This is a genomic window from Mesorhizobium sangaii (genome assembly GCF_014207355.1).
Classification (GTDB): Bacteria; Pseudomonadota; Alphaproteobacteria; order Rhizobiales; family Rhizobiaceae; genus Mesorhizobium; species Mesorhizobium sangaii.
Window position 1 is genome coordinate 867,200 of sequence record NZ_JACHEF010000002.1, and the last position, 20,616, is coordinate 887,815.

General features: G+C 63.2%; 20 protein-coding genes. 9 read left to right on the forward strand and 11 right to left on the reverse strand.

The genetic code is table 11. The features are described from left to right. The first annotated feature begins 46 nt into the window (after nt 1–46). The 7 genes from HNQ71_RS13320 to HNQ71_RS13350 all read left to right on the forward strand — a co-directional run bounded on the left by HNQ71_RS13320 (nt 47) and on the right by HNQ71_RS13350 (nt 6,334). The gene (locus HNQ71_RS13320; RefSeq protein WP_184873000.1) at nt 47–1,135 is read left to right on the forward strand and encodes an ABC transporter substrate-binding protein; all 1,089 of its coding nucleotides are present in this window, start codon (nt 47–49) and stop codon (nt 1,133–1,135) included. A gap of 195 nt (nt 1,136–1,330) precedes the next feature. Then, the gene (locus tag HNQ71_RS13325; protein WP_184873001.1) at nt 1,331–2,368 is read left to right on the forward strand and encodes an ABC transporter ATP-binding protein; all 1,038 of its coding nucleotides are present in this window, start codon (nt 1,331–1,333) and stop codon (nt 2,366–2,368) included. Continuing rightward, nucleotides 2,365–3,219 carry an ABC transporter permease gene (locus HNQ71_RS13330; protein WP_184873002.1) on the forward strand — a complete coding sequence of 285 codons (855 nt, stop codon included), beginning with the start codon at nt 2,365–2,367 and terminating at the stop codon, nt 3,217–3,219. Before HNQ71_RS13325 ends, HNQ71_RS13330 begins: the two co-directional genes overlap by 4 nt. After that, a complete protein-coding gene (locus HNQ71_RS13335; RefSeq protein WP_184873003.1) occupies nt 3,216–4,019 on the forward strand; it encodes an ABC transporter permease in 804 nt (267 codons plus the stop codon). The genes HNQ71_RS13330 and HNQ71_RS13335 overlap by 4 nt, the downstream gene beginning before the upstream one ends. Nucleotide 4,020: 1 nt before the next feature. Then, on the forward strand, nt 4,021–5,007 hold the full coding sequence (locus HNQ71_RS13340) for a methyltransferase (protein WP_184873004.1): 987 nt from the start codon (nt 4,021–4,023) through the stop codon (nt 5,005–5,007). A 550-nt stretch (nt 5,008–5,557) separates the two neighbouring features. Next, nucleotides 5,558–5,821: a hypothetical protein gene (locus HNQ71_RS13345; protein ID WP_184873005.1), complete on the forward strand. Its 264-nt coding sequence runs from the start codon at nt 5,558–5,560 to the stop codon at nt 5,819–5,821. Nucleotides 5,822–6,025: 204 nt separating this feature from the next. Further along, nucleotides 6,026–6,334, forward strand: a complete 309-nt coding sequence (locus HNQ71_RS13350) for an EthD family reductase (RefSeq protein WP_184873006.1) — start codon at nt 6,026–6,028, stop codon at nt 6,332–6,334. A gap of 335 nt (nt 6,335–6,669) precedes the next feature. On the opposite strand, the gene HNQ71_RS13355 is transcribed toward HNQ71_RS13350, so the two are convergent. The 10 genes from HNQ71_RS13355 to gcvA all read right to left on the reverse strand — a co-directional run bounded on the left by HNQ71_RS13355 (nt 6,670) and on the right by gcvA (nt 18,252). Then, the gene (locus tag HNQ71_RS13355; protein ID WP_184873007.1) at nt 6,670–8,073 is read right to left on the reverse strand and encodes an MATE family efflux transporter; all 1,404 of its coding nucleotides are present in this window, start codon (nt 8,071–8,073) and stop codon (nt 6,670–6,672) included. A 168-nt stretch (nt 8,074–8,241) separates the two neighbouring features. Continuing rightward, on the reverse strand, nt 8,242–9,828 hold the full coding sequence (locus tag HNQ71_RS13360) for an FGGY family pentulose kinase (protein WP_184873343.1): 1,587 nt from the start codon (nt 9,826–9,828) through the stop codon (nt 8,242–8,244). Further along, entirely contained in the window at nt 9,822–10,505 is a 684-nt protein-coding gene (locus HNQ71_RS13365) for an HAD family hydrolase (protein WP_184873008.1), read from the reverse strand. Before HNQ71_RS13365 ends, HNQ71_RS13360 begins: the two co-directional genes overlap by 7 nt. 14 nt (nt 10,506–10,519) lie before the next feature. Continuing rightward, the gene (locus HNQ71_RS13370) at nt 10,520–11,998 is read right to left on the reverse strand and encodes a mannitol dehydrogenase family protein (protein WP_184873009.1); all 1,479 of its coding nucleotides are present in this window, start codon (nt 11,996–11,998) and stop codon (nt 10,520–10,522) included. A 163-nt stretch (nt 11,999–12,161) separates the two neighbouring features. Further along, the gene (locus HNQ71_RS13375; protein ID WP_184873344.1) at nt 12,162–12,932 is read right to left on the reverse strand and encodes an L-iditol 2-dehydrogenase; all 771 of its coding nucleotides are present in this window, start codon (nt 12,930–12,932) and stop codon (nt 12,162–12,164) included. Nucleotides 12,933–12,934: 2 nt separating this feature from the next. After that, the gene (locus tag HNQ71_RS13380) at nt 12,935–13,933 is read right to left on the reverse strand and encodes an ABC transporter ATP-binding protein (protein ID WP_184873010.1); all 999 of its coding nucleotides are present in this window, start codon (nt 13,931–13,933) and stop codon (nt 12,935–12,937) included. A gap of 51 nt (nt 13,934–13,984) precedes the next feature. Continuing rightward, on the reverse strand, nt 13,985–14,809 hold the full coding sequence (locus HNQ71_RS13385) for a carbohydrate ABC transporter permease (RefSeq protein WP_095083370.1): 825 nt from the start codon (nt 14,807–14,809) through the stop codon (nt 13,985–13,987). Nucleotides 14,810–14,820: 11 nt separating this feature from the next. After that, nucleotides 14,821–15,693, reverse strand: a complete 873-nt coding sequence (locus HNQ71_RS13390; RefSeq protein WP_184873011.1) for a carbohydrate ABC transporter permease — start codon at nt 15,691–15,693, stop codon at nt 14,821–14,823. Between the two features lie 122 nt (nt 15,694–15,815). After that, nucleotides 15,816–17,126, reverse strand: a complete 1,311-nt coding sequence (locus tag HNQ71_RS13395) for an ABC transporter substrate-binding protein (protein WP_184873012.1) — start codon at nt 17,124–17,126, stop codon at nt 15,816–15,818. 220 nt (nt 17,127–17,346) lie between these two features. Continuing rightward, the gene (gcvA, locus tag HNQ71_RS13400) at nt 17,347–18,252 is read right to left on the reverse strand and encodes a transcriptional regulator GcvA (RefSeq protein WP_184873013.1); all 906 of its coding nucleotides are present in this window, start codon (nt 18,250–18,252) and stop codon (nt 17,347–17,349) included. Between the two features lie 110 nt (nt 18,253–18,362). Here gcvA and HNQ71_RS13405 point away from each other — a divergent pair, with 110 nt between their 5' ends. Next, nucleotides 18,363–18,548, forward strand: coding sequence for a hypothetical protein (locus HNQ71_RS13405; RefSeq protein ID WP_184873345.1), 186 nt, complete (start codon nt 18,363–18,365; stop codon nt 18,546–18,548). Between the two features lie 59 nt (nt 18,549–18,607). On the opposite strand, the gene HNQ71_RS13410 is transcribed toward HNQ71_RS13405, so the two are convergent. Next, nucleotides 18,608–19,567, reverse strand: a complete 960-nt coding sequence (locus tag HNQ71_RS13410; protein WP_184873014.1) for a sugar-binding domain-containing protein — start codon at nt 19,565–19,567, stop codon at nt 18,608–18,610. Between the two features lie 257 nt (nt 19,568–19,824). Between HNQ71_RS13410 and HNQ71_RS13415 the strand changes: the two genes are divergently transcribed. Next, nucleotides 19,825–20,457 (forward strand): HAD family hydrolase, encoded by a 633-nt coding sequence (locus HNQ71_RS13415; protein ID WP_184873015.1) that lies wholly within the window; start codon nt 19,825–19,827, stop codon nt 20,455–20,457. The last annotated feature ends 159 nt before the right edge of the window (nt 20,458–20,616 follow it).

The window sequence follows — 20,616 nt, forward strand, 5'->3', positions numbered from 1 at the left end:
TTAAGGGAACCAGCCGGAGAACCGGCATAAACAGAGGAGAGACCAGATGACCAGATTGATCGCAACACAAGTCAGCCGGCGCAGCGTGCTTGGCGCCGGGCTGGCGACGGCCGGCGTGCTCGCCATGCCGTCGATCCTGCGGGCGCAGGACAAGTCGCTCAAGGTCGGCGTCTATGGCGGCTACTTCAAGAAATCGTTCGACGAGCACGTCTTCCCCGACTTCACCAAGGCCACCGGCATCGCGGTGGAATCGGTCGCCGAGCCGACCGGCGAGGCGTGGCTGGTGCAGCTCGAACAGGCGGCCAAGGCCGGCCAGGCGCCGGCCGATCTTTCGATGATGTCGCAGACCTCGACGCTGAAGGGTCAGTCGACCGAACTGTGGACGCCGCTCGACACCTCCAAGTTCAAGCATTACGGCGACCTGTTGCCGCGCTTCATCAACAAATATCCGGATGGCCGCGTTGCCGGCATCGGTGCGGTGGCCTGGTGGATCACGCTGGTCTCCAACACCGATGTCTACAAGGAAGCGCCGACCTCCTGGGCGGCTTTCTGGGACAAGGCGAACGAGGATAAGCTCGGCCTTTTGGCGCTCGCCTCCAACTCGTTCCTGCTCGAAGTGACGGCCAAGACCTTCATGGGCGGCACCAATGCGCTCGACACCGAGGAAGGGTTGAACAAGGCGTTCGAGAAGCTCGCCGAGGTCAAGCCGAATGTGCGCCTGTGGTATCGCGACGAGGCACAGTTCGAACAGGCGCTGAAATCGGGCGAAATCCCGATGGGCCAGTATTATCACGACGTCACCGGCCTCGCGATCGCCGACGGCTTCCATGTCCGTACCACCTTCCCGAAGGAGGGCGGCATCCAGGATTCCGGCAATTGGGTCCTGTCGCGCGCTTCGACCAAGGTCGACGAGGCGCATGCCTTCATCGACTATATGAGCCAGCCGTCGATGCAGGGCGTGATGTCGCGCAAGGTCGGCACCACGCCAACGCTGAAGAAGGAGGTGCTTGACCTGACCCCGGCCGAATTCGCATCGGTGTCGTCGGAGATCGAGCCGATCATTCCGCGCTACGACCTCTATACGTCGAAGGCCGACTGGATCAACCAGAAGTGGACCGAACTGATAGTCGGCTGAAGCCGGCAACAGCTCGCCCACATCGAGGCGTTCCTCTGGACGGATCGCTTCGGGAACCACCTCTCCCATTGCGATGGGAGAGGTTATGCTACGCGCCGAAACCGCGGCGCCTCTCCTCTTGCGACCGAGGAGAGGCCGCTGCGAAAACGAGGCGGCAAGGAACCATTCCATATCCTCCGGTTAACAGGATCAGCCATGTCCGGACTTGATATCAACGCCATCACCAAGGCCTTCGGCAATTTCATCGCGGTCGACAATGTGCGGCTCAACGTGCCGCACGGCACATTCGTCTGCCTGCTTGGACCATCCGGCTGCGGCAAGACCACGCTGCTGCGCATGATCGCCGGGCTGGAGGAGCCGACCAGCGGCGCCATCGTGCTCGACGGCGAGGACATCACGCCGCTGCCGACCCACAAGCGCAATCTCGGCATGGTGTTCCAGTCGCTGGCGCTGTTTCCGCATCTTTCGGTCGGCGACAACATTGCCTACGCCCTGCGCATCCGCGGCGCCTCGAAGGAAGAGCAGAAGAAGCGCGTCGACGAGTTGCTGACGCTGATCCACCTGCCTGGTTTTGCCGACCGGCCGGTGGCGAAGCTTTCGGGCGGCCAGCGCCAGCGCGTGGCGATCGCCCGTGCGCTGGCACTGTCGCCGAAGCTGTTCCTGCTCGATGAGCCGCTTTCGGCGCTCGACGCCAAACTGCGCGAGGCCATGCAGGTGGAACTGCGCCAGCTGCAGCAACGGCTGGGCATCACCACCATCGTCGTCACCCACGACCAGCGCGAGGCGATGACCATGGCCGACCTTGTCGTGGTCATGGGACACGGCAGGATCCTGCAGGCGGCACCGCCGATCGAGATCTACCGCAAGCCGGCCGACGCCTTCGTCGCCGATTTCATCGGCATCACCAACCTTCTGCCGGCGGAGGTCGACAGCGCCGGGCGCACCACCATCCTCGGCACCGCCATTCCGGGTCTCGCCATGCCGGCCGGCGTCACCAAGGCCTCGGTGTCGATCCGTCCCGAAGACGTGCATCTGGGCGAACCCGGCGGCCGCGCCATCACCGGCCAGGTGACCTTCGTGCGCGATCTCGGCGGCACCATCGAGACCTTCGTCGAGGTCGGCAGCACCAGCATCATCGCGGTGGCGACACCGCGCGAAAGACCGAACGTCTCGGTCGGCGCAAAGGTCGGCGTCACGTTGCCGCCCGAGAGCTGCGTGGTGCTCGGCTCATGAGACGCGAAGCCCCGAAATCATTCGCCGACTATACGCCGCTGCTGTTCCCCGGGGTGATGCTCGTGGTGTTCTTCGTCGTGCCGTTCTCGACGATGATCGCGGTCAGCTTCTTCAAGCGCAACCCGGCCGGTTTCTACACGCCCGATTTCGTCATCGACAATTACGCGCGGTTCCTGACCACCTTCTTCGCCGGCGTGCTCGGCTTTTCGCTGATGCTGGCGGTGCTTGTCGCCGTCTGCTGCGTCTCGATCGCCTTTCCGTTCACCTATCTGCTGACAAAGCGCTCGCGTCGCGTGCAGACGCTGTGGCTGGTCGGCCTGTTGTCGGTGCTGTCGCTGTCGGAAGTCATCATCGGCTTTGCCTGGTCGACACTGTTTTCACAGACCGCCGGCATCACCAATCTCTTCGTCGCACTCGGGCTGATGGACAAACCGGTGGCGCTGCTGCCGACCTTCGGTGCTGTGCTGGCCGGCATGATCTACCAGGCGCTGCCCTACACCATCCTGGTGCTTTATCCGGCCCTGGTCCGCCTCGATCCGACGCTGCTCGAGGCCGCCCGCACGCTTGGTGCCTCACCGGTCAAGGCCTTCTTCAACGTTGTTACCCCGGCGCTGCGCAACACCATCGTGGCGACGCTGATCATGGTCTTCGTCTTCGCGCTCGGCTCGTATCTGCTGCCGCAGATACTCGGCCGGCCACGCCACTGGACTCTGTCTGTGCTGATCACCGATCAGGCGATCTACCAGTCCAACATGCCGTTCGCGGCCGCCATGGCGGTCTTCCTGGTGTTGATCTCGCTGGCGCTGGTCGGGCTGACGCTGCTCGTCGGCCGCAGGGAGAACGCACTATGACCGCCACCTTCCTTCGCCGGCTCTATTTCACCATTGTGGCTCTGTTCCTGGCAGCCCCGCTGATCGTCGTCGCCGGCGTCTCGGTCAACGCGCGGCAGGAATTGACCTTTCCGCCGAAAGGGTTCTCGCTCGCCTGGTATGGTCAGATCTTCGCCGATCCGGAATGGCGGCTGGCGCTGATCCATTCGGTGACGCTCGCCGTCTGCTCGGCGGCGATCGCAGTCGCCATCGCGCTGCCGCTCGCCTGGTTCCTATGGCGGCGCATCGCACCCTGGGCAAACATCTTCCAGGTGCTGGGGCTCGCGCCCTTTATCCTGCCGCCGGTCATCACCGCGCTCGGCTTCCTCACCTTCTGGGCGACGGTCGGGCTGTTCGGCCAGTTCTTCACCGCCATCATCAGCCACGCCATTTTCTTCGTGACGCTGCCGCTGGTGACGCTGTCGCTCGGCTTCGCCTCGATTGACCGCTCGCTGGTCGAGGCCGCCGCGACGATGGGTGCAGACGACCGCACCGTGCTGAAGACGGTGGTGCTGCCGCTGATCCTGCCCTATCTCGTCTCCGGCTACGCCTTCGCCTTCGTGCTGTCGCTCAACGAATACATCGTCGCCTATATGACGATCGGCTTCACCACCGAGACGCTGCCGATCAAGATCTTCAACGCGCTGCGCTATGGCTACACGCCGACCATGGCGTCGGTGTCGGTGTTCTTCGTCGCGGTGGCAGCCCTGGTATTCGGATCGATCGCCAAATTCGGCGATATCCGCAGGCTGCTCGGCGCAATGTCGTCCGAAGGCAATTGACATGGTGGATTTTGATCGGATCGACAAGATGATCAAAGCGGTGCCCCCCGCCTTGGCGCTTCGAGCCGGGCTGGACCTTGGCATCTTCACCCGGCTCGGTGACGGCGCGGTGACTGCTGACAGCCTTGGGGCCGCGCTCAAAGTCGAGCCCGATCGTCTGTCTCGGCTTCTCTACGCGCTCGCAAGCATCGGTCTCCTCGAAGTCGAGAATGGTCAATTTCGCAACGGAGCCGAGGCGTCGGCCTTCCTCGACGCGTCCAAGCCGACCTATCGCGGCGGTGATCATGCGCTCCTGCGCGAGCTCTGGGGAGCTGACCTGCTGACAGCAGAGTCGCTGCGAGAGAATCGGCCGGCTGCGCTGCACGATTTTACCGAAGCAGGGCCCGAGGCAGCGGCGGCCTTCAGCCGCATGCTCGCACCCGGCGCGGTGATTTTCGGCCGACTTCTCGCCAGCGAGATGGACCTCTCGGCGATCGGTTCGGTGATCGATATCGGCGGGGGCCCGGGGACCATTCTTGTCGGACTTCGCGAGCGGTGGCCGCAGATTGCGGCGACGCTGATGGAACTCCCAACGGTCGCAGCGGTCGCGCCGGATATCCTGTCAGAATACGGTGCCGACGACGTGGTTGTCGAAGAGGGGGACATAACTGTCGCGCCATCGGTCGGTCGACACGATCTGGCGATCCTGAAGGCCGTCGTCCAGGTCCTGCCGCCGGACCAGGCGCGCAGTTCGATCCTGAACGCGGCGCGTTGCCTCACACCGGGCGGCGAGATCGCAATTGCGGGGTGGGGTGTCGTCGATGACGACCGCCTCGGCCCGCGTGAGGGTGTCTTTCTGAATCTCACCTTCTTGAACCTCTATCGCCACGGCGAGTCGTACACTGAAGGTCAGTATCGCGCGTGGATGACCGAGGCTGGATTCCGCGATATCTCCAGATCCCGCCTGACGGACGGCTGCACCTTGTTTCGGGCGCGCCTCACGGGCTGATCGTGGCTGATGGCTGGTTTCGGACGCGAGGCGCCGCCCATGCACACACGGCAGTATCCGAAGTGCAGAGGTTTTCTGGCCACAGGTGGGTCGCTGAGGAAGCCGTCGGAGGAGCAAGAGAAATAATTTTAGTTGCCCCGAGCTATTGAAGGCTCTACCCGCCGAATCGCTGGTGCGAATGACTACAACGCAGCGCCAGGAGCGGTCATCTCTGCCCGGCCGTTGCATTGGCGCCGCGCATTGGGGGCGCGGACTGGGCAGCGATGCGGCGCGCGAAGTCCTCCGCTACGTCCCCTCCAGCCAAGGGTGACACATTAGCCACAGTTAATATAATTCGGAAATCCGGTCTTGCGTCATTGGCATAGATGTCCCGTAATGGGTCAATAAGTCTGGCAGCGCAATTGCATTCTCAGCAATGCCGGGGTCGTGACTTCGGCATTCGGGGGGTAAACTTTGGGGGGCCCCGCCGCTTCGCAAATGGAGCGGTGGGCTCTTTAACCGCGAATTCGAAAGCCCCCCAAAAATCGCCAAAACTTTGGGTGCTGCAACTATGTATTTTCCCCAATTTCTGGTGGGCATGTTCGGGACGTCGTTCGTCGTGGCGATCTGGGCTGGTATAGAAACCGGTTCCATGTGGACGGCGCTCGTTTGGGTTGTCCTGACGCTGATTGCATTGCAGGTTGGATATTTCCTGCTGACACTAGGACTTTTCTATAAGCGCTCGGCGAAAGGCACCGACGTAAAACCGGAGCCTGTCAATCCTGTTCAGCCGCTTCGTCGAGATGGTGGTGTCTCATCCCCCGGCGCCAAATAGGAGCCGATGATGGACTGGTGGTGTCGGGCCTACGATTCTGCCTTGACCCATATGATTTGCCCTCTTCTTCCAAATATTCGCCCATACAATCTGCAGTTTGACCGTGTCAGATTGAGGGTCGCCACCATTTGCCAGCGCTTTCGCTGCAGGGTACTCTTTGCGCAAATAGCCGGCGGTGGGGGTCGTTTCAAAAAGGGGTGACGTATGGCCAGACTTGTCGCACTCTACAAGACGCCGAAAGACCTGACCGCATTCGACCGTTACTATTTTTCGACCCACATTCCGCTGGCCAAAACGATTCCCGGCTTGAGGAAATACGAGATCAGCGATGGCGGCGTCCATTCCCCAGATGGGCCCTCAGACTATCATCTTGTGGCTATCCTCCACTTCGGTTCCGTTGCGGACATTCAAGCCGCGTTTGCCTCTCCCGAGGGGCAGTCCGCGGCGGCCGATCTTGGCAATTTCGCAGACGGCGGAGTGGAGCTTTTGCTCTTCGAGACTACGGAAGTCTGAGCCTCGCCTACCCACCTTCGAGAGGTTTATCCGTTATCGCAGTGACGTGAAAGTGGATGCGTCCGAACGACAGGACCAAGAGTAGCCCAGACCTCCACTCGTCCGACAGGTTGGAGCAATGGCTACGGTGAGGTTGAGGTCGGCAGCGTAACGGCTGCTTCCAGTACCAAAAACAGACCGTCAACTTCCGGCCCAATATGGGACGTCAAGGCCTTGATGATAAGCTTCGGCTCATGGCGCTTAGCGGACGGTTCACGGCGTTTCTGACGACGCCGTTAAATGAGCAACAATGTTGGGACTTCACGGCCGCCGGGCTACCAGCGGCCGTACTGCTTTCAATGGCCGAAGGCGAGCGGCGGCGCCAGGCGGTCCCGCCGCAGCCAGCGCGCCAGCAGCAGCGCCGCCACCACGGCCAGCCCCGACGACAGGCCGATCCAGATGCCGACGCCATGGAAGCCGAAATGGAAGGCGAGCAGCACGCCGAGCGGCAGGCCGATGCCCCAATAGCCGATCGCGGCATAGATCATCGGCACCTTGGTGTCATGCAGGCCACGCAGCATACCGGCGGCCACCGCCTGCGCGCCGTCGAAGATCTGGAACAGGGCGGCAAAGACCAGGAACGACACGGCAAGCGCGATCACCCTGGCATTGGCCGGGTTGGCGAGATCGATGAAGGCGCTGATCAAGAGATGCGGCCACAGGATCATCACCAGCCCCATCAGCGCCATGAACGAGACGCCGATGACAAAGGCGGTCCAGCCGGCGCGGGAAACCCCTTCCGGATTGCCGGCGCCGTGTGCCAGGCCGACGCGCACCGTCACCGCCTGGTTGAGGCCGAGCGGCACCATGAAGCTGATCGAGGCGATCTGGATGGCGATCGCATGCGCGGCTAATGAATCGGCGTCGATCAGGCCCATCAGCAGCGCCGCGGCGTTGAAGATGGTCACCTCGAAGGCCAGGATGCCGGCAATCGGCATGCCGAGCCGCAACAGTCCCTTGAAGCGCGGCCAGTCGGACCGCCAGAAGCGCCCGAACAAATGGTAGCGCCGGAACTTCTTCTCCAGCATCACCACGACAGCCATGCCGACGAACATCAGCGTGCTGGACAGCGTGGTTGCGAGCCCGGAGCCGGCGATCCCCATCGACGGCACACCGAGATTGCCAAACATGAACACCCAATTGAAGAGGGCATTGCAGGCGACGGCGACGAAGACGATGATCAGCGCCCAGCCCGGTCGCTCCAGCGCCGAGATGAACGAGCGCAGCACGATATAGCCGTAGAAAGGCAGCACCGCCCATTCGAGCCAGCGCAGATAGATGCCGGCCTGATGCGCCAGCGCGGGTTCCTGGCCCATCGCCAGCAGGATGGCCTCGCCGTGCCAAAGCACGAGCCAGATCGGGACTGAGATCAGGATCGCCAGCCACAGGCCCTGGCGCACGGTGCGGCGCAGGTCGCGCACCGAATGGCGGCGGCGGCCAAGCTCGGTGGCAATCATCGGCGACGTCGCCAGCATCAGGCCGAGGCCGAAGATCAGCGGCATGAAATAAAGGTTGGCACCCAGCGCGCCGCTGGCCAGCGTGTCCGCCCCCAGGCGACCCATCATCATGACGTCGGTGGCCGTCATCGCAGTCTGGCCAAGATTGGTCAGCACCATCGGCCAGGCGAGCGCCAGCGTCGCCCTGATTTCCTGACGCCAAAGATTTTCCGGCGCGCGAGCGCCGGCTTCGATCGCAGACATTGTTCCGCTCTTTCCAGGTACGGCGCGTCGGCAAGGAGCCGGAAGCCGCATTTCAAACGGCAAAACCTTCGGTTTCGCAGCGTTTGCGTCAGCTTTTGGACGAAACGCGACATGAAGGCAAGAGAGGAGGGGCCGGAACAGATTGAGCCAGCGGATCGGCTCCGGCTCCTATCTGATGGCGTCCAGCATCTGCCGCTGCCGGTGCATTTCGAGGAAAACCCGGTAATCGCGGTCGAAACGCCCGGCCGATTTCGGGTTCGACGCCCGCGTCCTGCCGCCCTGTTGCATGGCAAGGCAGGCGGCGTTGAGGTCGGGGAAAAGCCCGGCCGCGGTTGCGGCGACCATGCCGGTGCCGAGCAGCACCGCCTCGTCGGCCAGCGGCTCGACCACCGTGCAGCCGGTGGCATCGGCATAGAGCTCCATCAGCAGCGGGTTCTTGGTGTGGCCGCCGGTGACATGCAGCGTGTCGATCAAATAGCCGTTTTCGTTCAGCGCCTCCAGCACATGCCGCACGCCCAGCGCAATGCCGACAGCGGTGCGCCAGTAGAGCTTGCACAGGCTGTCGAAGGAGGAGTCCAGCGTCAGCCCGCTGACCACGCCGACGGCGTGCGGATCGGCCAGCGGCGACCGGTTGCCGTGGAAGTCGGGCAGCACATGCAGCCTTGCCGCGAGCGCCTCGCCTTCTGCTGTGCGCAGCTCGGCGACACGCCTGGCGATCTTGGCATGCATGGCGGCATCCGGCTCGCCGCCGGCGCCGTGCCAGCGGATGATGTGGTCGAGCAGGGCGCCGGTAGCGGATTGCCCGCCCTCCGAGAGCCACAGCTTCGGCAGCGCCGCGCCGTAGTACGGGCCCCAGACCCCGGCGAAGGGCTGCGGATCGGGCGACATCGCCATGACACAGCTCGACGTGCCGGCGATCAGCGCCAGGTGGCGGCCGATGTCCTGTTGGTCGCCGGCAAAACCGCCGAGTACGCCAAGCGCGCCGGCATACGCATCGATGACGCCGGCGCCGACCCGGCATTTCTGCGTGAGACCGAGATCCGCCGCCGCTTGCGCCGTCAGCGGGCCGATATCGGTACCCACCGGACTGGCCTTCTCGGGCAGGTTTCCGTGCTCGAAAAGATCGTCGAGGCCGACGAGCTCGAAGAAATCGCGGCGCCAGCCAGTCTCCTCATGCGCCAGATAGGTCCATTTGGCGGTCAGCGTACATTGCGAACGAGCCAGCGATCCGGTCGCCTGCCAGGTCAGGAAATCGGTCAGGTCGAATAGATAGCCGGCTTCATTCCAGATCTTCGGCAAGTGCCGTTTCAGCCACATCAGCTTCGGTGTCGCCATTTCCGGTGACATGACGCCCCCGACATAGTCGAGCACGGCATGGCCGCTGGCCGTGCATTCGTCGGCCTCGGCGATGGCGCGGTGGTCGAGCCAGACAATGGTGTCCCAGCGCCTGTCGCCGGTGACCGAGACGCTGAGCTGGTCGCCTTGCCGGTCGCGCACGACGAGCGAACAGGTGGCGTCGAAGGAGATGCCGACGACATCCTCGGCGGCGACGCCGGCTTTTTCGCGCGCGGCACGCACGGCGTTGCAGACGGCCGACCAGATATCGCGCGAATCATGCTCGGCGTGATCGGGCTTCGGCTGGTTCATGGCGATCGGCCGCTCGGCACGGCCGAGCAAGGTGCCGCTGGTGTCGAGAATGCCCGCGCGAGCGCTCCCGGTGCCGACATCGACCGCGCAAACGAAATGTTTCAAGATGCTCTTACTCTCGCTCCCAGGCCTGCAATCAGATCGGGCAATTGCAGCATGTCAGCGAATATAAAGTCCGGTTCACTCGACGCAAGCCGCGCTTGCAAGGTCGGGTTGCCGGCATGCGAGCCGCCGGTGAAGGCAAAGACGCGCATGCCCGCCGCCCGCGCCGCCGCGATGCCGGCGGGGCTGTCCTCGACGACGAGGCATTTGCGCGGATGGGCTCGCATGCTGGCGGCGGCATGGAGGAACAGGTCCGGAGCGGGCTTTCCCGCGGTCACCATAGCGGCGCTGAACAGATGCGGCTCCATCAGCCCGAGCAATCCGGTGACGTCGAGCGCGTAGCGGATGCGGTCGAGCGTGCCCGAGGATGCGACACAGAACGGCAGCCCGAGCCTCGGCAGCATCTCCCTGACACCCGGGATCGGCTTCAGCTCTTCGCGAAACCTGCGCATCAATTCGACCCGCATGTCGGTCAGCTGGCTGTCGGAGATATCAAGCCCGAAGTCGCGGCCGAGGATCTCGCGCACGCTTTTCATGCTCTTGCCGAGGAAATGCTCGTAGGCGGTGTCCTCACCGACGCTGCCGCCAGCAAGCTTGATCATGCCAAGCAGCGCCGAGACGGAGAGCGCCTCGCTGTCGACCAGCACGCCATCGCAGTCGAAGATGACCAGTTCAGGCGTCATGGCGTCGAATGGTCTCAGAGCGCGCCGGCGAGGTAGCGCGTCAGCGTCGCGCGCGCGCCGTTCGCCCACAGCACGTTGAGCGCATGGGCGAAGGCCTCGACAAACGCCGTGGCGCGGCCGACATCGCCATAGATGTCCTCCATGGCAAGCCAGGCGGTCGGTGCGTCCTTTGCCGCCTTTGCCGTCGCCTGCAGCCGGTCCCAGCTCGGGTCGTTGGGCTCGATGACGGCGCCGCTGTCCGTCGTGCCGAAGCAGTAGCGGCACCACAGGGCCGATTCCAGCGCCAGGCCGGCGACGCCCTTTCCGGCCTTCAGCCGGTCAGCGATGGTCGGGATGATGAATTTGGGCTGGCGGTTGGACCCATCGAGGCAGAGCCGGCGCACCGTGTCGCCGATCTTGGGATTCGAAAAACGGCTCTCGATGAGCTGGTAATAATCCTCCAGAACCGTGTCCGGCACCGGCGGCACGGTCGGAATGATTTCTTCCCGTTCGAGCTTGGCCAGAAAGCTGCTGACCAGTGGTTCCTGCATCGCCTCATGGACGAAATGGATGTCCATCAGCCCGGCCGGATAGGCGATCGTGGCATGGCCGCCATTGAGGATGCGGATCTTCATCAGCTCGTAGGGGGCGACATCCCTCACGAACTGCACGCCGACCTTTTCCAGCGGCGGGCGGCCGTCGGTGAAATGGTCTTCCAGCACCCATTGCCGGAACGGCTCGCAGAACACCGGCCAATTGTCCTCCAGCCCGAACTCGCTGGCCAGGATGCCGCGTTCGCGGTCCGTTGTGGCCGGCGTGATGCGATCGACCATGCCATTGGGAAAAGCGACATGCTCACTGACCCAATTTGCGAGATCCTCGTCGATCAGCCGGGCAAGGCCGATGACGCCGTCGGAGGTGACGTGGCCATTGTGAGGAATGTTGTCGCACGACATGACGGTGAACGGCACGACGCCGTCATCGCGCCGGCGGACCAACCCGGCGAGAATGATGCCGAACACCGTTTTCGGCGTGGCGCTCGGCTGCGCGTCGGCGACGATATCGGGATGGGTCGGGTTGAAGACGCCGGAAGCAGGATCGATGAAGTAGCCGCCTTCAGTGATGGTCAGCGAAACGATCTTGATCGCCGGGTCGGCGAGCCGCTCGATGATGCCTGCGGCATCGCCCGGCATCAGGAAGTCGATCATGGCGCCGGTGACGCGAGCACTCATATGACCGCTGTCCTGCTCGACCACGGTGGTCAGCCAGTCCTGCTCCGCCAGCTTGCCGCGGCCGATCTTCTCGCCCTCGAACACGCCGGCGCCGACCAGCGCCCAGTCATGGCCGATGCCCGAATTGAACAGGTCGTCGAGATAGACGGCCTGATGCGAGCGGTGGAAATTGCCGACGCCGAAATGCACGATGCCGGGCTTGAGCGCCGCCCGGTCATATTTCGGACCGGCGACTTTGGCGGGCAGCTTGGCGAGGTTCGAAGACGAGAGTTTCACGGTCATCTGTTTTACCCTTTGGCCGGGCTTCGGCCTTCGTTACTCCCTCCCTCCCGGTCTTTCACGGGCAGAGAGTTCGGGGTGGCACATATCCTTCCGAGGTCGATGCGCCCTTTGATGTCGGCCTCTGCTCCCCGCGGAGGGACGAGGAGCAGAGGCCGTCCCCGCCTCAACTCATCCACTGGCCGCCATCGACATTGTAGGTCTGGGCGACGATGTATTCGGCATCGCTGCTGGCGAGAAAGACCGCCATGCCGGTGAGATCCTGGGCCGTGCCCATGCGCCCATACGGCACCGCCTCGCCAACCACCCTCTTCTTCTCGCCCTTCGGCCGGTTTTCATACTTGGCAAACAGCGAATCGACGTGATCCCAGTGTTCGCCGTCGACGACGCCAGGGGCGATCGCGTTGACGTTGATGCGGTGCTTGATCAGGTCGAGCCCCGCCGACTGGGTCAGCGAGATGACGGCGGCCTTGGTGGCGCAATAGACGCCGACCAGCGCCTCGCCGCGCCGCCCGGCCTGGCTCGCCATGTTGATGATCCTGCCGCCCTTGCCCCGCGCGATCATCGAGCGGGCGGCGGCCTGCAGCATGAACAGCGTGCCAGCGACATTGACGGAAAACAGTTTGTCGTAGCTTGCCTTGGTGATCTCGACGATCGGCGCCAGATCGAACAGGGCGGCGTTGTTGATCAGGATGTCGAGGCCGCCGGTCGTCGTCTCGACGGTTTTCACCGCCGCCTCGATGGAGGCGAGGTCGGTGACGTCGAGCTTGACCGCAAAGGCCTTGCCGCCGATCTCGGCGGCTGTCGTCTGCGCAGCCTCGAGATTGATGTCGGCAATAGCAACGATGGCGCCTTCGCTGGCATAGGCTTCGGCGAAGGCTCTGCCGATGCCACGGGCCGAACCCGTGATCAGCGCGGATTTGCCGGCCAGGCGCATGCTCACATTGCCTTCCCGTCGGCGCCGAAGCGATGCAGCTTGGTCTTGTCGGGCGTCAGGTAGATGGTGTCGCCGTGGCGGACGGGGAGTTCGCCGTCGGCGCGCACCGTCAGCGGACCGACGCCATCGGCCTGGACATGCAGGAAGGTGTCGGAGCCGAGATGCTCGGCAACGCCGACGACGGCTTTCCATTCGCCCGCGGTGGTCGAGATTTCCATATGTTCGGGACGGATGCCGATGGTCTTGGCGCTGTATTTGGTAGCCGGCGCCCCTTCGATCAGGTTCATCTTCGGCGAGCCGATGAAGCCGGCGACGAACAGGTTGCGCGGCGTCTTGTAGAGTTCCATCGGCGAGCCGACCTGCTCGATGTTGCCGGCGTTCAGCACGACGATCTTGTCGGCCATGGTCATGGCTTCGACCTGGTCGTGGGTGACATAGATCATCGTCGTCTTGAGCTGATGATGCAGTTCGCTGATCTCCAGCCGCATGGTGCCGCGCAGGGCGGCATCGAGGTTGGACAGCGGTTCGTCGAACAGGAAGGCCGACGGCTGGCGCACGATGGCACGGCCGATGGCGACGCGCTGGCGCTGGCCGCCGGAGAGCTGGCCGGGCCGGCGTTCGAGATAGTTGGTCAGGTTCAGGACGCGCGCCGCATCCTTCACCTTCTTGTCGATGGTCGCCTGGTCCTCGCCCGCCATCTTCAGCGGGAAGGCGATGTTTTTGGCCACCGTCATGTGCGGATAGAGGGCGTAGGACTGGAACACCATGGCCAGCTTGCGCTTGGCCGGCGCTTCACCGGTGACGTCGCGGCCATCGATGTTGATGGTGCCGCCGCTGGTGTCCTCCAGCCCGGCGATCAGGCGCAGCAGAGTTGACTTGCCGCAACCCGATGGGCCGACGAAGACGACGAACTCGCCATTTTCGATCACCAGGTCGAGGCCGGGGATGATGGACGTCGATCCAAAGGACTTGGAGACGTTCTTGAGCGTGATGTTTCCCATGGTTTCCTCCCCGAGGGGTTATTTCTGCCGGATTGCTTCAGGCAATTTCTGTTACTTCACCGCACCAAATGTCAGGCCGCGCACCAGCTGCTTCTGGCTGAACCAGCCCATGATCAGGATCGGGGCGATGGCCAGTGTCGAGGCGGCCGAAAGCTTGGCCCAGAACAGGCCTTGCGGGCTGGAGAACGAGCTGATGAAGGCGGTCAGGGGTGCTGCGTCCGTGGTGGTCAGCCGGATCGTCCAGAACGCCTCGTTCCAGGCCAGGATGATGTTCAACAGCATGGTCGAGGCGATACCCGGCACCGCCATCGGCGTCAGCACATAGACGATCTCGTTCCACAGCGAAGCGCCGTCCATGCGCGCCGCTTCCAGGATCTCGCCCGGGATTTCGCGGAAGTAGGTGTAGAGCATCCACACCACGATCGGCAGGTTGATCAGCATCAGCATGACCATCAGGCCGACGCGGCTGTCGAGCAGCCCGAAGTTGCGGAAGATCAGGTAGATCGGGAACAGCACGGCGACCGCCGGCATCATCTTGGTGGACAGCATCCACATCAGGATGTCCTTGGTCCGCTTGGTCGGCGAAAAAGCCATCGACCATGCCGCCGGAATGGCGACAAGCAGGGCCAGGATGGTCGAGCCGACCGACAGCAGCACCGAGTTGAAGAAGAATTTGAAGTAGCCGCTCTGCGCCTGAACCTCGGTGTAGCTCTCGAACGTCCCCGACGGGATCAGGTTGAAGCCCTGGATCGCTTCCTGCTCCGACTTGAACGAGGTGATGATCGTATAAAGGATCGGGAAGAAGATCAGCAGCGCGACGATCCAGGCGGCAACGGTCGCGATTGTCTTGTGCTGGGTGGTGACTGCACGTGCCATCTCAATCTCCCTTACTTGTCCAGGTTCTTGCCGACGGCGCGCATGGCGAAGAAGGCAACGATGTTGGCGAGAATGACAGCGATGATGCCGCCGGCGGATGCCTGGCCGATTTTGAACTCCAGCAGCGCCTTCTGGTAGACCAGGAAAGGCAGGTTGGTGGAGGCGTATCCAGGGCCACCATTGGTGGTGACGAGGATCTCGGCATAGACCGACAAAAGGAAGATCGTCTGGATCAGGATGACGACGGTGATGGCGCGCGACATGTGCGGCAGCGTCAGATAGATGAAGCGGCTGATGAAGCCGGCGCCGTCCATCTCGGCGGCCTCCTTCTGCTCACCGTCCAGCGACTGCAGCGCGGTCAACAGGATGAGCGTCGCGAAGGGCAGCCACTGCCAGGCGACGATGATGATGATCGCCGTCATCGGATGCTGCCCGAACCAGTCGATCGGCTGGCCCCCGAAGAATCGCGCTATGTCGGCAAAGACCCCGTATTGCGGGTGCATGATCATGTTCTTCCAGACCAATGCGGCCACCGGCGGCATGACGAAGAACGGCGAGATGACGAGGATGCGGACAATGCCTTGTCCCCACATCGGCTGATCGATCAACAGCGCCAGCAGGATGCCGCCGATCACCGTGATCAACAGCACGCTGATCACCAGCGTAAGCGTGTTGAGGATCGATTGCAGGAAGGCCGGGTTGGAATAGAACAGCGCGTAGTTGGAGAAACCGACGAAGCCGTCGCGGATCGGGTTGAGCGGGTTGTACTGCTGGAAGGAGAACCACAGCGTGAGCGCTAGTGGAACAACCATCCAGACCAGCAGCAGCACGACAGATGGCGCCATCATGAAACGGGCAAGCGAACGGGTCTGCTGAGTAGCCATGACGGTCACCCTTCAATGGTCAGACTGAATTTTCAAAAGGCGTTAAAGGCGGCCGCCCGAACTGGGACTCGGGCGGCCGTTGCCGGTCAAGGAGGCGACCGGCATTCGGCACCGGGAGGAGCCTACTTGATATACCCGCCTTCGGTCATTGCCGCGGTGGCAGCGTCCTGGGCCTGCTTCAGGGCATCGTCGACGCTCGACTGGCCGGCAAGAGCCGCCGAGAAGAGCTGGCCGACAGTGGTGCCGAGACCCTGGAACTCAGGGATGGCGACGAATTGCACGCCGACATAGGGCACCGGCTTGACGGTCGGATGCGTCGGATCGGCGGCATTGATCGAGTCCAGCGTCATCTTGGCGAACGGAGCCGCCTTCTGGTACTCGGCATTGGCGTAGAGCGAGGTGCGCGTGCCGGGAGGAGCATTGGCCCAGCCTTCTTTCGAAGCGACCAGTTCGGCGTAGTGCTTGCTGGTTGCCCAGGAGACGAACTTCTCGGCGGCATCGGCCTTCTGCGTGCCGGCGGGAATGGCCAGCGACCAGGCCCACAGCCAGTTGCCGCGCTTGCCCAGGCCATTGTCGGGCGCCAGCGCATAACCGACCTTGTCGGCGACGGTGGAGTTCTTCGGGTCCGACACGAAGGATGCGGCGACGGTGGCGTCGATCCACATGCCGCACTTGCCCTGCTGGAACAGCGCCAGGTTTTCGTTGAAGCCGTTGGACGATGCGCCCTCGGGGCCGTCGGCCTTCATCAGGTCGACATAGAACTGCAGCGTGTTCTTCCATTCGGGCTGATCGAACTGCGGCTTCCAGTTCTCGTCGAACCAGCGTGCGCCGAAGGAGTTCGACATGGCGGTCAGGAAGGCCATGTTCTCGCCCCAGCCGGCCTTGCCGCGCAGGCAGACGCCGTTCACGCCATTGGCGCGGTCGGTCATCTTGTCGGCGGCCTGCTTGATGAAGTCCCAGGTCGGCGCGTCGGGCATCTTCAGCCCGGCCTTGTCCATCAGGTCCTTGCGGTACATGACGAAGGAGCTTTCGCCGTAGAAAGGCGCTGCATAGAGCTTGCCGTCAACCGAAAGACCGCCGGCGATGGCCGGGATGATGTCCTTGGCGTCATAGTCGTCGCCGAGCTTGTCGAGCGGCAGAAGCCAGCTCTGTTTGGCCCAGATCGGAACTTCATAGGTGCCGATGGTCATCACGTCATACTGGCCGCCCTTGGTGGCGATGTCGGTGGTGACGCGCTCGCGCAGCACGTTTTCTTCGAGCGTGACCCAGTTGAGCTTGATGTCCGGGTTAGCCTTGGTGAAGTCGTCGGTCAGCTTCTGCATGCGGACCATATCGCCATTGTTGACGGTGGCGATGGTGATGGATTCGGCATGTGCGGCGAACGCAAGAGCGCTGGCCGACAACAAGCCCAGGGTGAGCGTGCGAAGTTTCATCAAATTCCTCCCATGAACCAAGATGAGCATTTGCCTTGGCTTTGAGCAATTACTCACCTGACGTCAATTATGTCAAGACGGATTCGATGCTGCAGCGCAGCACTCGGCGGTGTCGACGGACCATGTGTGCGTGGAATTGCCAAGCCGACTTCGTCGGTCGCCAGGTACTAAGGCGACAGGACCGAAGGTCGGCAGGATTGCTTGCCGAGGGGCTTGCCTGTCAGCAGGCGATTTCGGCCAGCAGCCAGTCGCGGAAGGCGCGGATCTTCGGCACGTTGCGGCGCGCCTGGGGATAGACCAGCCAATAGGCGTGGCCATCGTCGCCAACCAGGTCGAAAGGCTGGATCAGCCGGCCATCGGCCAGTTCCGCCTTGAACAGCGCCCGGGTCAGGATCGCCACGCCATGGCCGGCGATGGCTGCATTAGCCTCATAGGCCTGCGCGCCCATGCTGCTGCCGGGCCGTTTGGCAAGGTCGTGCGAGTTGACGCCGGCAGCCGAAAACCACTCGGTCCACCAGATGTCGCCGGGATCGAGGATCGGCAGTCGCAACAGGTCGGCCGGTTCGTTGATACCGCCGATGCTCGCCGCGAGCCTGGGGCTCAGCATCGGCGTGAAATCGGCATCGAGCAGCTTGTGGGCTTCCAGTCCCGGCCATTTGCCGCCGCCCGAACGGATGGCAAGATCGACATCCTCGCGGGCGAAGTCCGTCAGGCGGCTCGACGTCTCGAGCCGTACGGCAAGGGAGGGATGAGCGATCTGGAAGGAGCCAAGATGGTGCGCCAGCCAGTTCGAGGCAAAGGTCAGCACCGTGGTGACGCACAAAAGCCCGTCGGCACCGCCACGCGCCGCGGCGTAGGCCTGGCCAAGTAGCGCAAAGGCTTCGCTGACACCCGGGGCAAGGCGCTGTCCGGCTTCGGTCAGCACGATCTGCCGCGGCCGCCGCAGGAACAATGGAGCGCCGACGCGCTCCTCAAGCACCTTGATCTGATAGCTGACCGCCGCCTGCGTCATGGCGAGCTCCTCGGCGGCCTTGGTGAAGGAAAGATGCCGCGCCACCGCGTCGAACACCCTGATCGCTTGCAGCGGCGGGAGTTGCGAGAGCTGTCGCGAGCTGAGGTCAGGCATAAAGCCTCCTTATGGGCCATAACAGATGTTCGATTGGCAAAGCCGGCCGGCAAGACCGACATTCAGAGTCAACCGTTCATTCGGGTTCAGGATAGCGAAGGTTGACGATCATGACCATGGCGCAGCAAAAGTGCACTCCCACCCCAGATCATCGTTGGATTTCGTGGCTTGCGGACGGATTCGGCTGGTTCGCGACAAAAAGGAAGGCGCATCTCGACATCAGGGACCTGTCGCCGCATCTGCAGCGCGACGTCGGCTTCCTCGACGGCAACGACCCTTTCGGGCGGGGCCAATAGTCCGGCTGGTTTTATCCGAAATCAGTCGCGCCGGCGTCCTGCGATCGATGGCAGCCTGGTCAGACGCTGGCCAGCAGGGCAGCCGCCGTCCGCTCGTCGGTGATGAGGCCGTTGATCAGCCGCCGGTTGGCCGCCGCCAGGATACCCGGCAATTTGCGTTCGCCCATCGCCAGTGCAATCACCAGTGATTTTTCGCGCGATGGCAGCGAAGCCGATGACACTCGGTCGTTGGTGATGCCCTCGATCATGCGGCCTTCGCGATCGTATACCCAGCCGACGATTTCGGCGATGCCGCCGGCCTTTTGTAGCGCCTTCAGCTCACTTTCGGAAATGAAACCGTCTTCATAGAGCGGTGCCTTGGGGCCGAGATCGCCAATGCCGATGAAGGTGACGTCGGCCTCGGCGGCCAGCGCCAGCGTCGGCTGGATCATCGGCTGGTTGAGCAGCATCTCGCGCTCCTCCGGCGAAGAGGCGATGACCGGCAGCGGCATCGGGAAGGATCGCGCCTTGACCCTGTCGGCCATGGTGAAGATGACGTTGTAGAAGGCGGCCGAGCCGTCCGGCGAGATGTTGCCGGTCAAGGACACCACCTTGTGCTGCGGGCATTCCATCGGCGGCAGCTGTTCGATCGCCGCCTTCAGCGTGCGTCCGGTGCCTATCGCCATGACGATCGGCGTCGGCGAGCGCAGCCGCCGCTCGATCTCGGCCGCGGCCGCCTCGGCGATGCCGATGGTGGTGGAAGACGAATTGGGATCGCTCGGAACCACTTCGACCAGGTCGAACGCGAAGCGCGATCTCAAGCGCGCCGCCAGATCGAGGCAGTTGGCGATCGGATGGTCGACACGGACTTTGATCAAGCCTTCCGACACCGCCAGCGACACCAGCCGCTGCGCCGTCTGCCGCGATATGCCGAGCGTGGTGGCGATCTGGTCCTGCGTGTTGCCGGCAACATAATAAAGCCAGCCGGCGCGTGCCGCGTCGTCCAGCCTGTTGCTGCCGCCATCTTGCCGGGTACTCACGTCCTGCCTCCCGAAACCGCCGGTCATGAGCGCGGTCCGTTCCTACTCTTGCAGGGAACGGGCTGCTGCGCAATTGTCTATCTCAAGGGCAATTGCTTGCAACCCTCGGCATACGCGGCGCGAAGATTTCCGCCTCCGACGAGGATTGCGCCGGACAAAGACCATCGGTTTCGGCTCCGACAGGCGGCACGTTCTGCGATCCCGAAGGTTTATCTCCCCGCGTAAACCCTTTAAGGGATCGCAAAAAGGAGCCTTGCATGACGCCGAAAGCGGTTTTCTGGGATATGGACGGCACGCTGGTCGACAGCGAACCGCTGCACGAGGCCGCTTTGGTGGCGGCGATGCGCAATGTCGGCCTCGTCCCGCCGACCGACCTGCATGAGCGCGTGCTCGGAGTCGCCGCCTGGCCGGTCTATGAGATGATGCGCGACGAGTTCGGCCTGGACCTGCCCTTCGACGACTGGATCATCCGCAAATACGAACACTATCTGCCGCTGGTCGAGCGCTTGCAGCCGCGCCCCGGTGCGATCGAGATCTTCAACGACTTGCGGGCAAGGGGCGTGGCGCAAGCCGTGGTGTCGAATTCGGACCGCATGATCGTCGACGCCAACCTTCGCATGGTCGGGCTGACCTATCCCGGCATGAAGACGATCAGCCGCAACGATGTGCGCGAGGGCAAGCCGCACGCCGAACCCTTCCTGCGCGCCGCGTATCTCGCTGGCGTCGCTCCCGCGCAGGCGGTAGCGATCGACGACAGCTGGCCGGGCGCCATGGCGGGGCTGGCGGCAGGCATGAAGACGATCTTCTGGCCGGAAAAGCCGATGCAAGGACCGCCCGGAGCTATCGTCATCAACAGTGCCGAGGAATTGCGGAAAGAACTGGCTCTCTGATCGAACTCACAAACGTCGGCGCCGCCACTCATCCGGCTGCCGCCACCTTCTCCCCGTATAGTGACGGGGAGAAGGGACTTGCCGCACCTTGGTGCTCTTTCTTCAACGTTGATGATTGGCGAAACCGTCTGTGACAGCGACCTTTCTCCCCGTCACTAT

Coding starts and splice junctions, on each gene's coding strand:
- HNQ71_RS13335 (WP_184873003.1), top strand. CDS start 3,216: ATGACCGCCACCTTCCTTCGCCGGCTCTATTTCACCATTGTGGCTCTG.
- HNQ71_RS13395 (WP_184873012.1), bottom strand. CDS start 17,126: ATGAAACTTCGCACGCTCACCCTGGGCTTGTTGTCGGCCAGCGCTCTT.
- HNQ71_RS13320 (WP_184873000.1), top strand. CDS start 47: ATGACCAGATTGATCGCAACACAAGTCAGCCGGCGCAGCGTGCTTGGC.
- HNQ71_RS13365 (WP_184873008.1), bottom strand. CDS start 10,505: ATGACGCCTGAACTGGTCATCTTCGACTGCGATGGCGTGCTGGTCGAC.
- HNQ71_RS13350 (WP_184873006.1), top strand. CDS start 6,026: ATGGCCAGACTTGTCGCACTCTACAAGACGCCGAAAGACCTGACCGCA.
- HNQ71_RS13340 (WP_184873004.1), top strand. CDS start 4,021: ATGGTGGATTTTGATCGGATCGACAAGATGATCAAAGCGGTGCCCCCC.
- HNQ71_RS13385 (WP_095083370.1), bottom strand. CDS start 14,809: ATGGCACGTGCAGTCACCACCCAGCACAAGACAATCGCGACCGTTGCC.
- HNQ71_RS13370 (WP_184873009.1), bottom strand. CDS start 11,998: ATGACCGTGAAACTCTCGTCTTCGAACCTCGCCAAGCTGCCCGCCAAA.
- gcvA (WP_184873013.1), bottom strand. CDS start 18,252: ATGCCTGACCTCAGCTCGCGACAGCTCTCGCAACTCCCGCCGCTGCAA.
- HNQ71_RS13380 (WP_184873010.1), bottom strand. CDS start 13,933: ATGGGAAACATCACGCTCAAGAACGTCTCCAAGTCCTTTGGATCGACG.
- HNQ71_RS13330 (WP_184873002.1), top strand. CDS start 2,365: ATGAGACGCGAAGCCCCGAAATCATTCGCCGACTATACGCCGCTGCTG.
- HNQ71_RS13325 (WP_184873001.1), top strand. CDS start 1,331: ATGTCCGGACTTGATATCAACGCCATCACCAAGGCCTTCGGCAATTTC.
- HNQ71_RS13345 (WP_184873005.1), top strand. CDS start 5,558: ATGTATTTTCCCCAATTTCTGGTGGGCATGTTCGGGACGTCGTTCGTC.
- HNQ71_RS13390 (WP_184873011.1), bottom strand. CDS start 15,693: ATGGCTACTCAGCAGACCCGTTCGCTTGCCCGTTTCATGATGGCGCCA.
- HNQ71_RS13415 (WP_184873015.1), top strand. CDS start 19,825: ATGACGCCGAAAGCGGTTTTCTGGGATATGGACGGCACGCTGGTCGAC.
- HNQ71_RS13375 (WP_184873344.1), bottom strand. CDS start 12,932: ATGCGCCTGGCCGGCAAATCCGCGCTGATCACGGGTTCGGCCCGTGGC.
- HNQ71_RS13355 (WP_184873007.1), bottom strand. CDS start 8,073: ATGTCTGCGATCGAAGCCGGCGCTCGCGCGCCGGAAAATCTTTGGCGT.
- HNQ71_RS13405 (WP_184873345.1), top strand. CDS start 18,363: ATGACCATGGCGCAGCAAAAGTGCACTCCCACCCCAGATCATCGTTGG.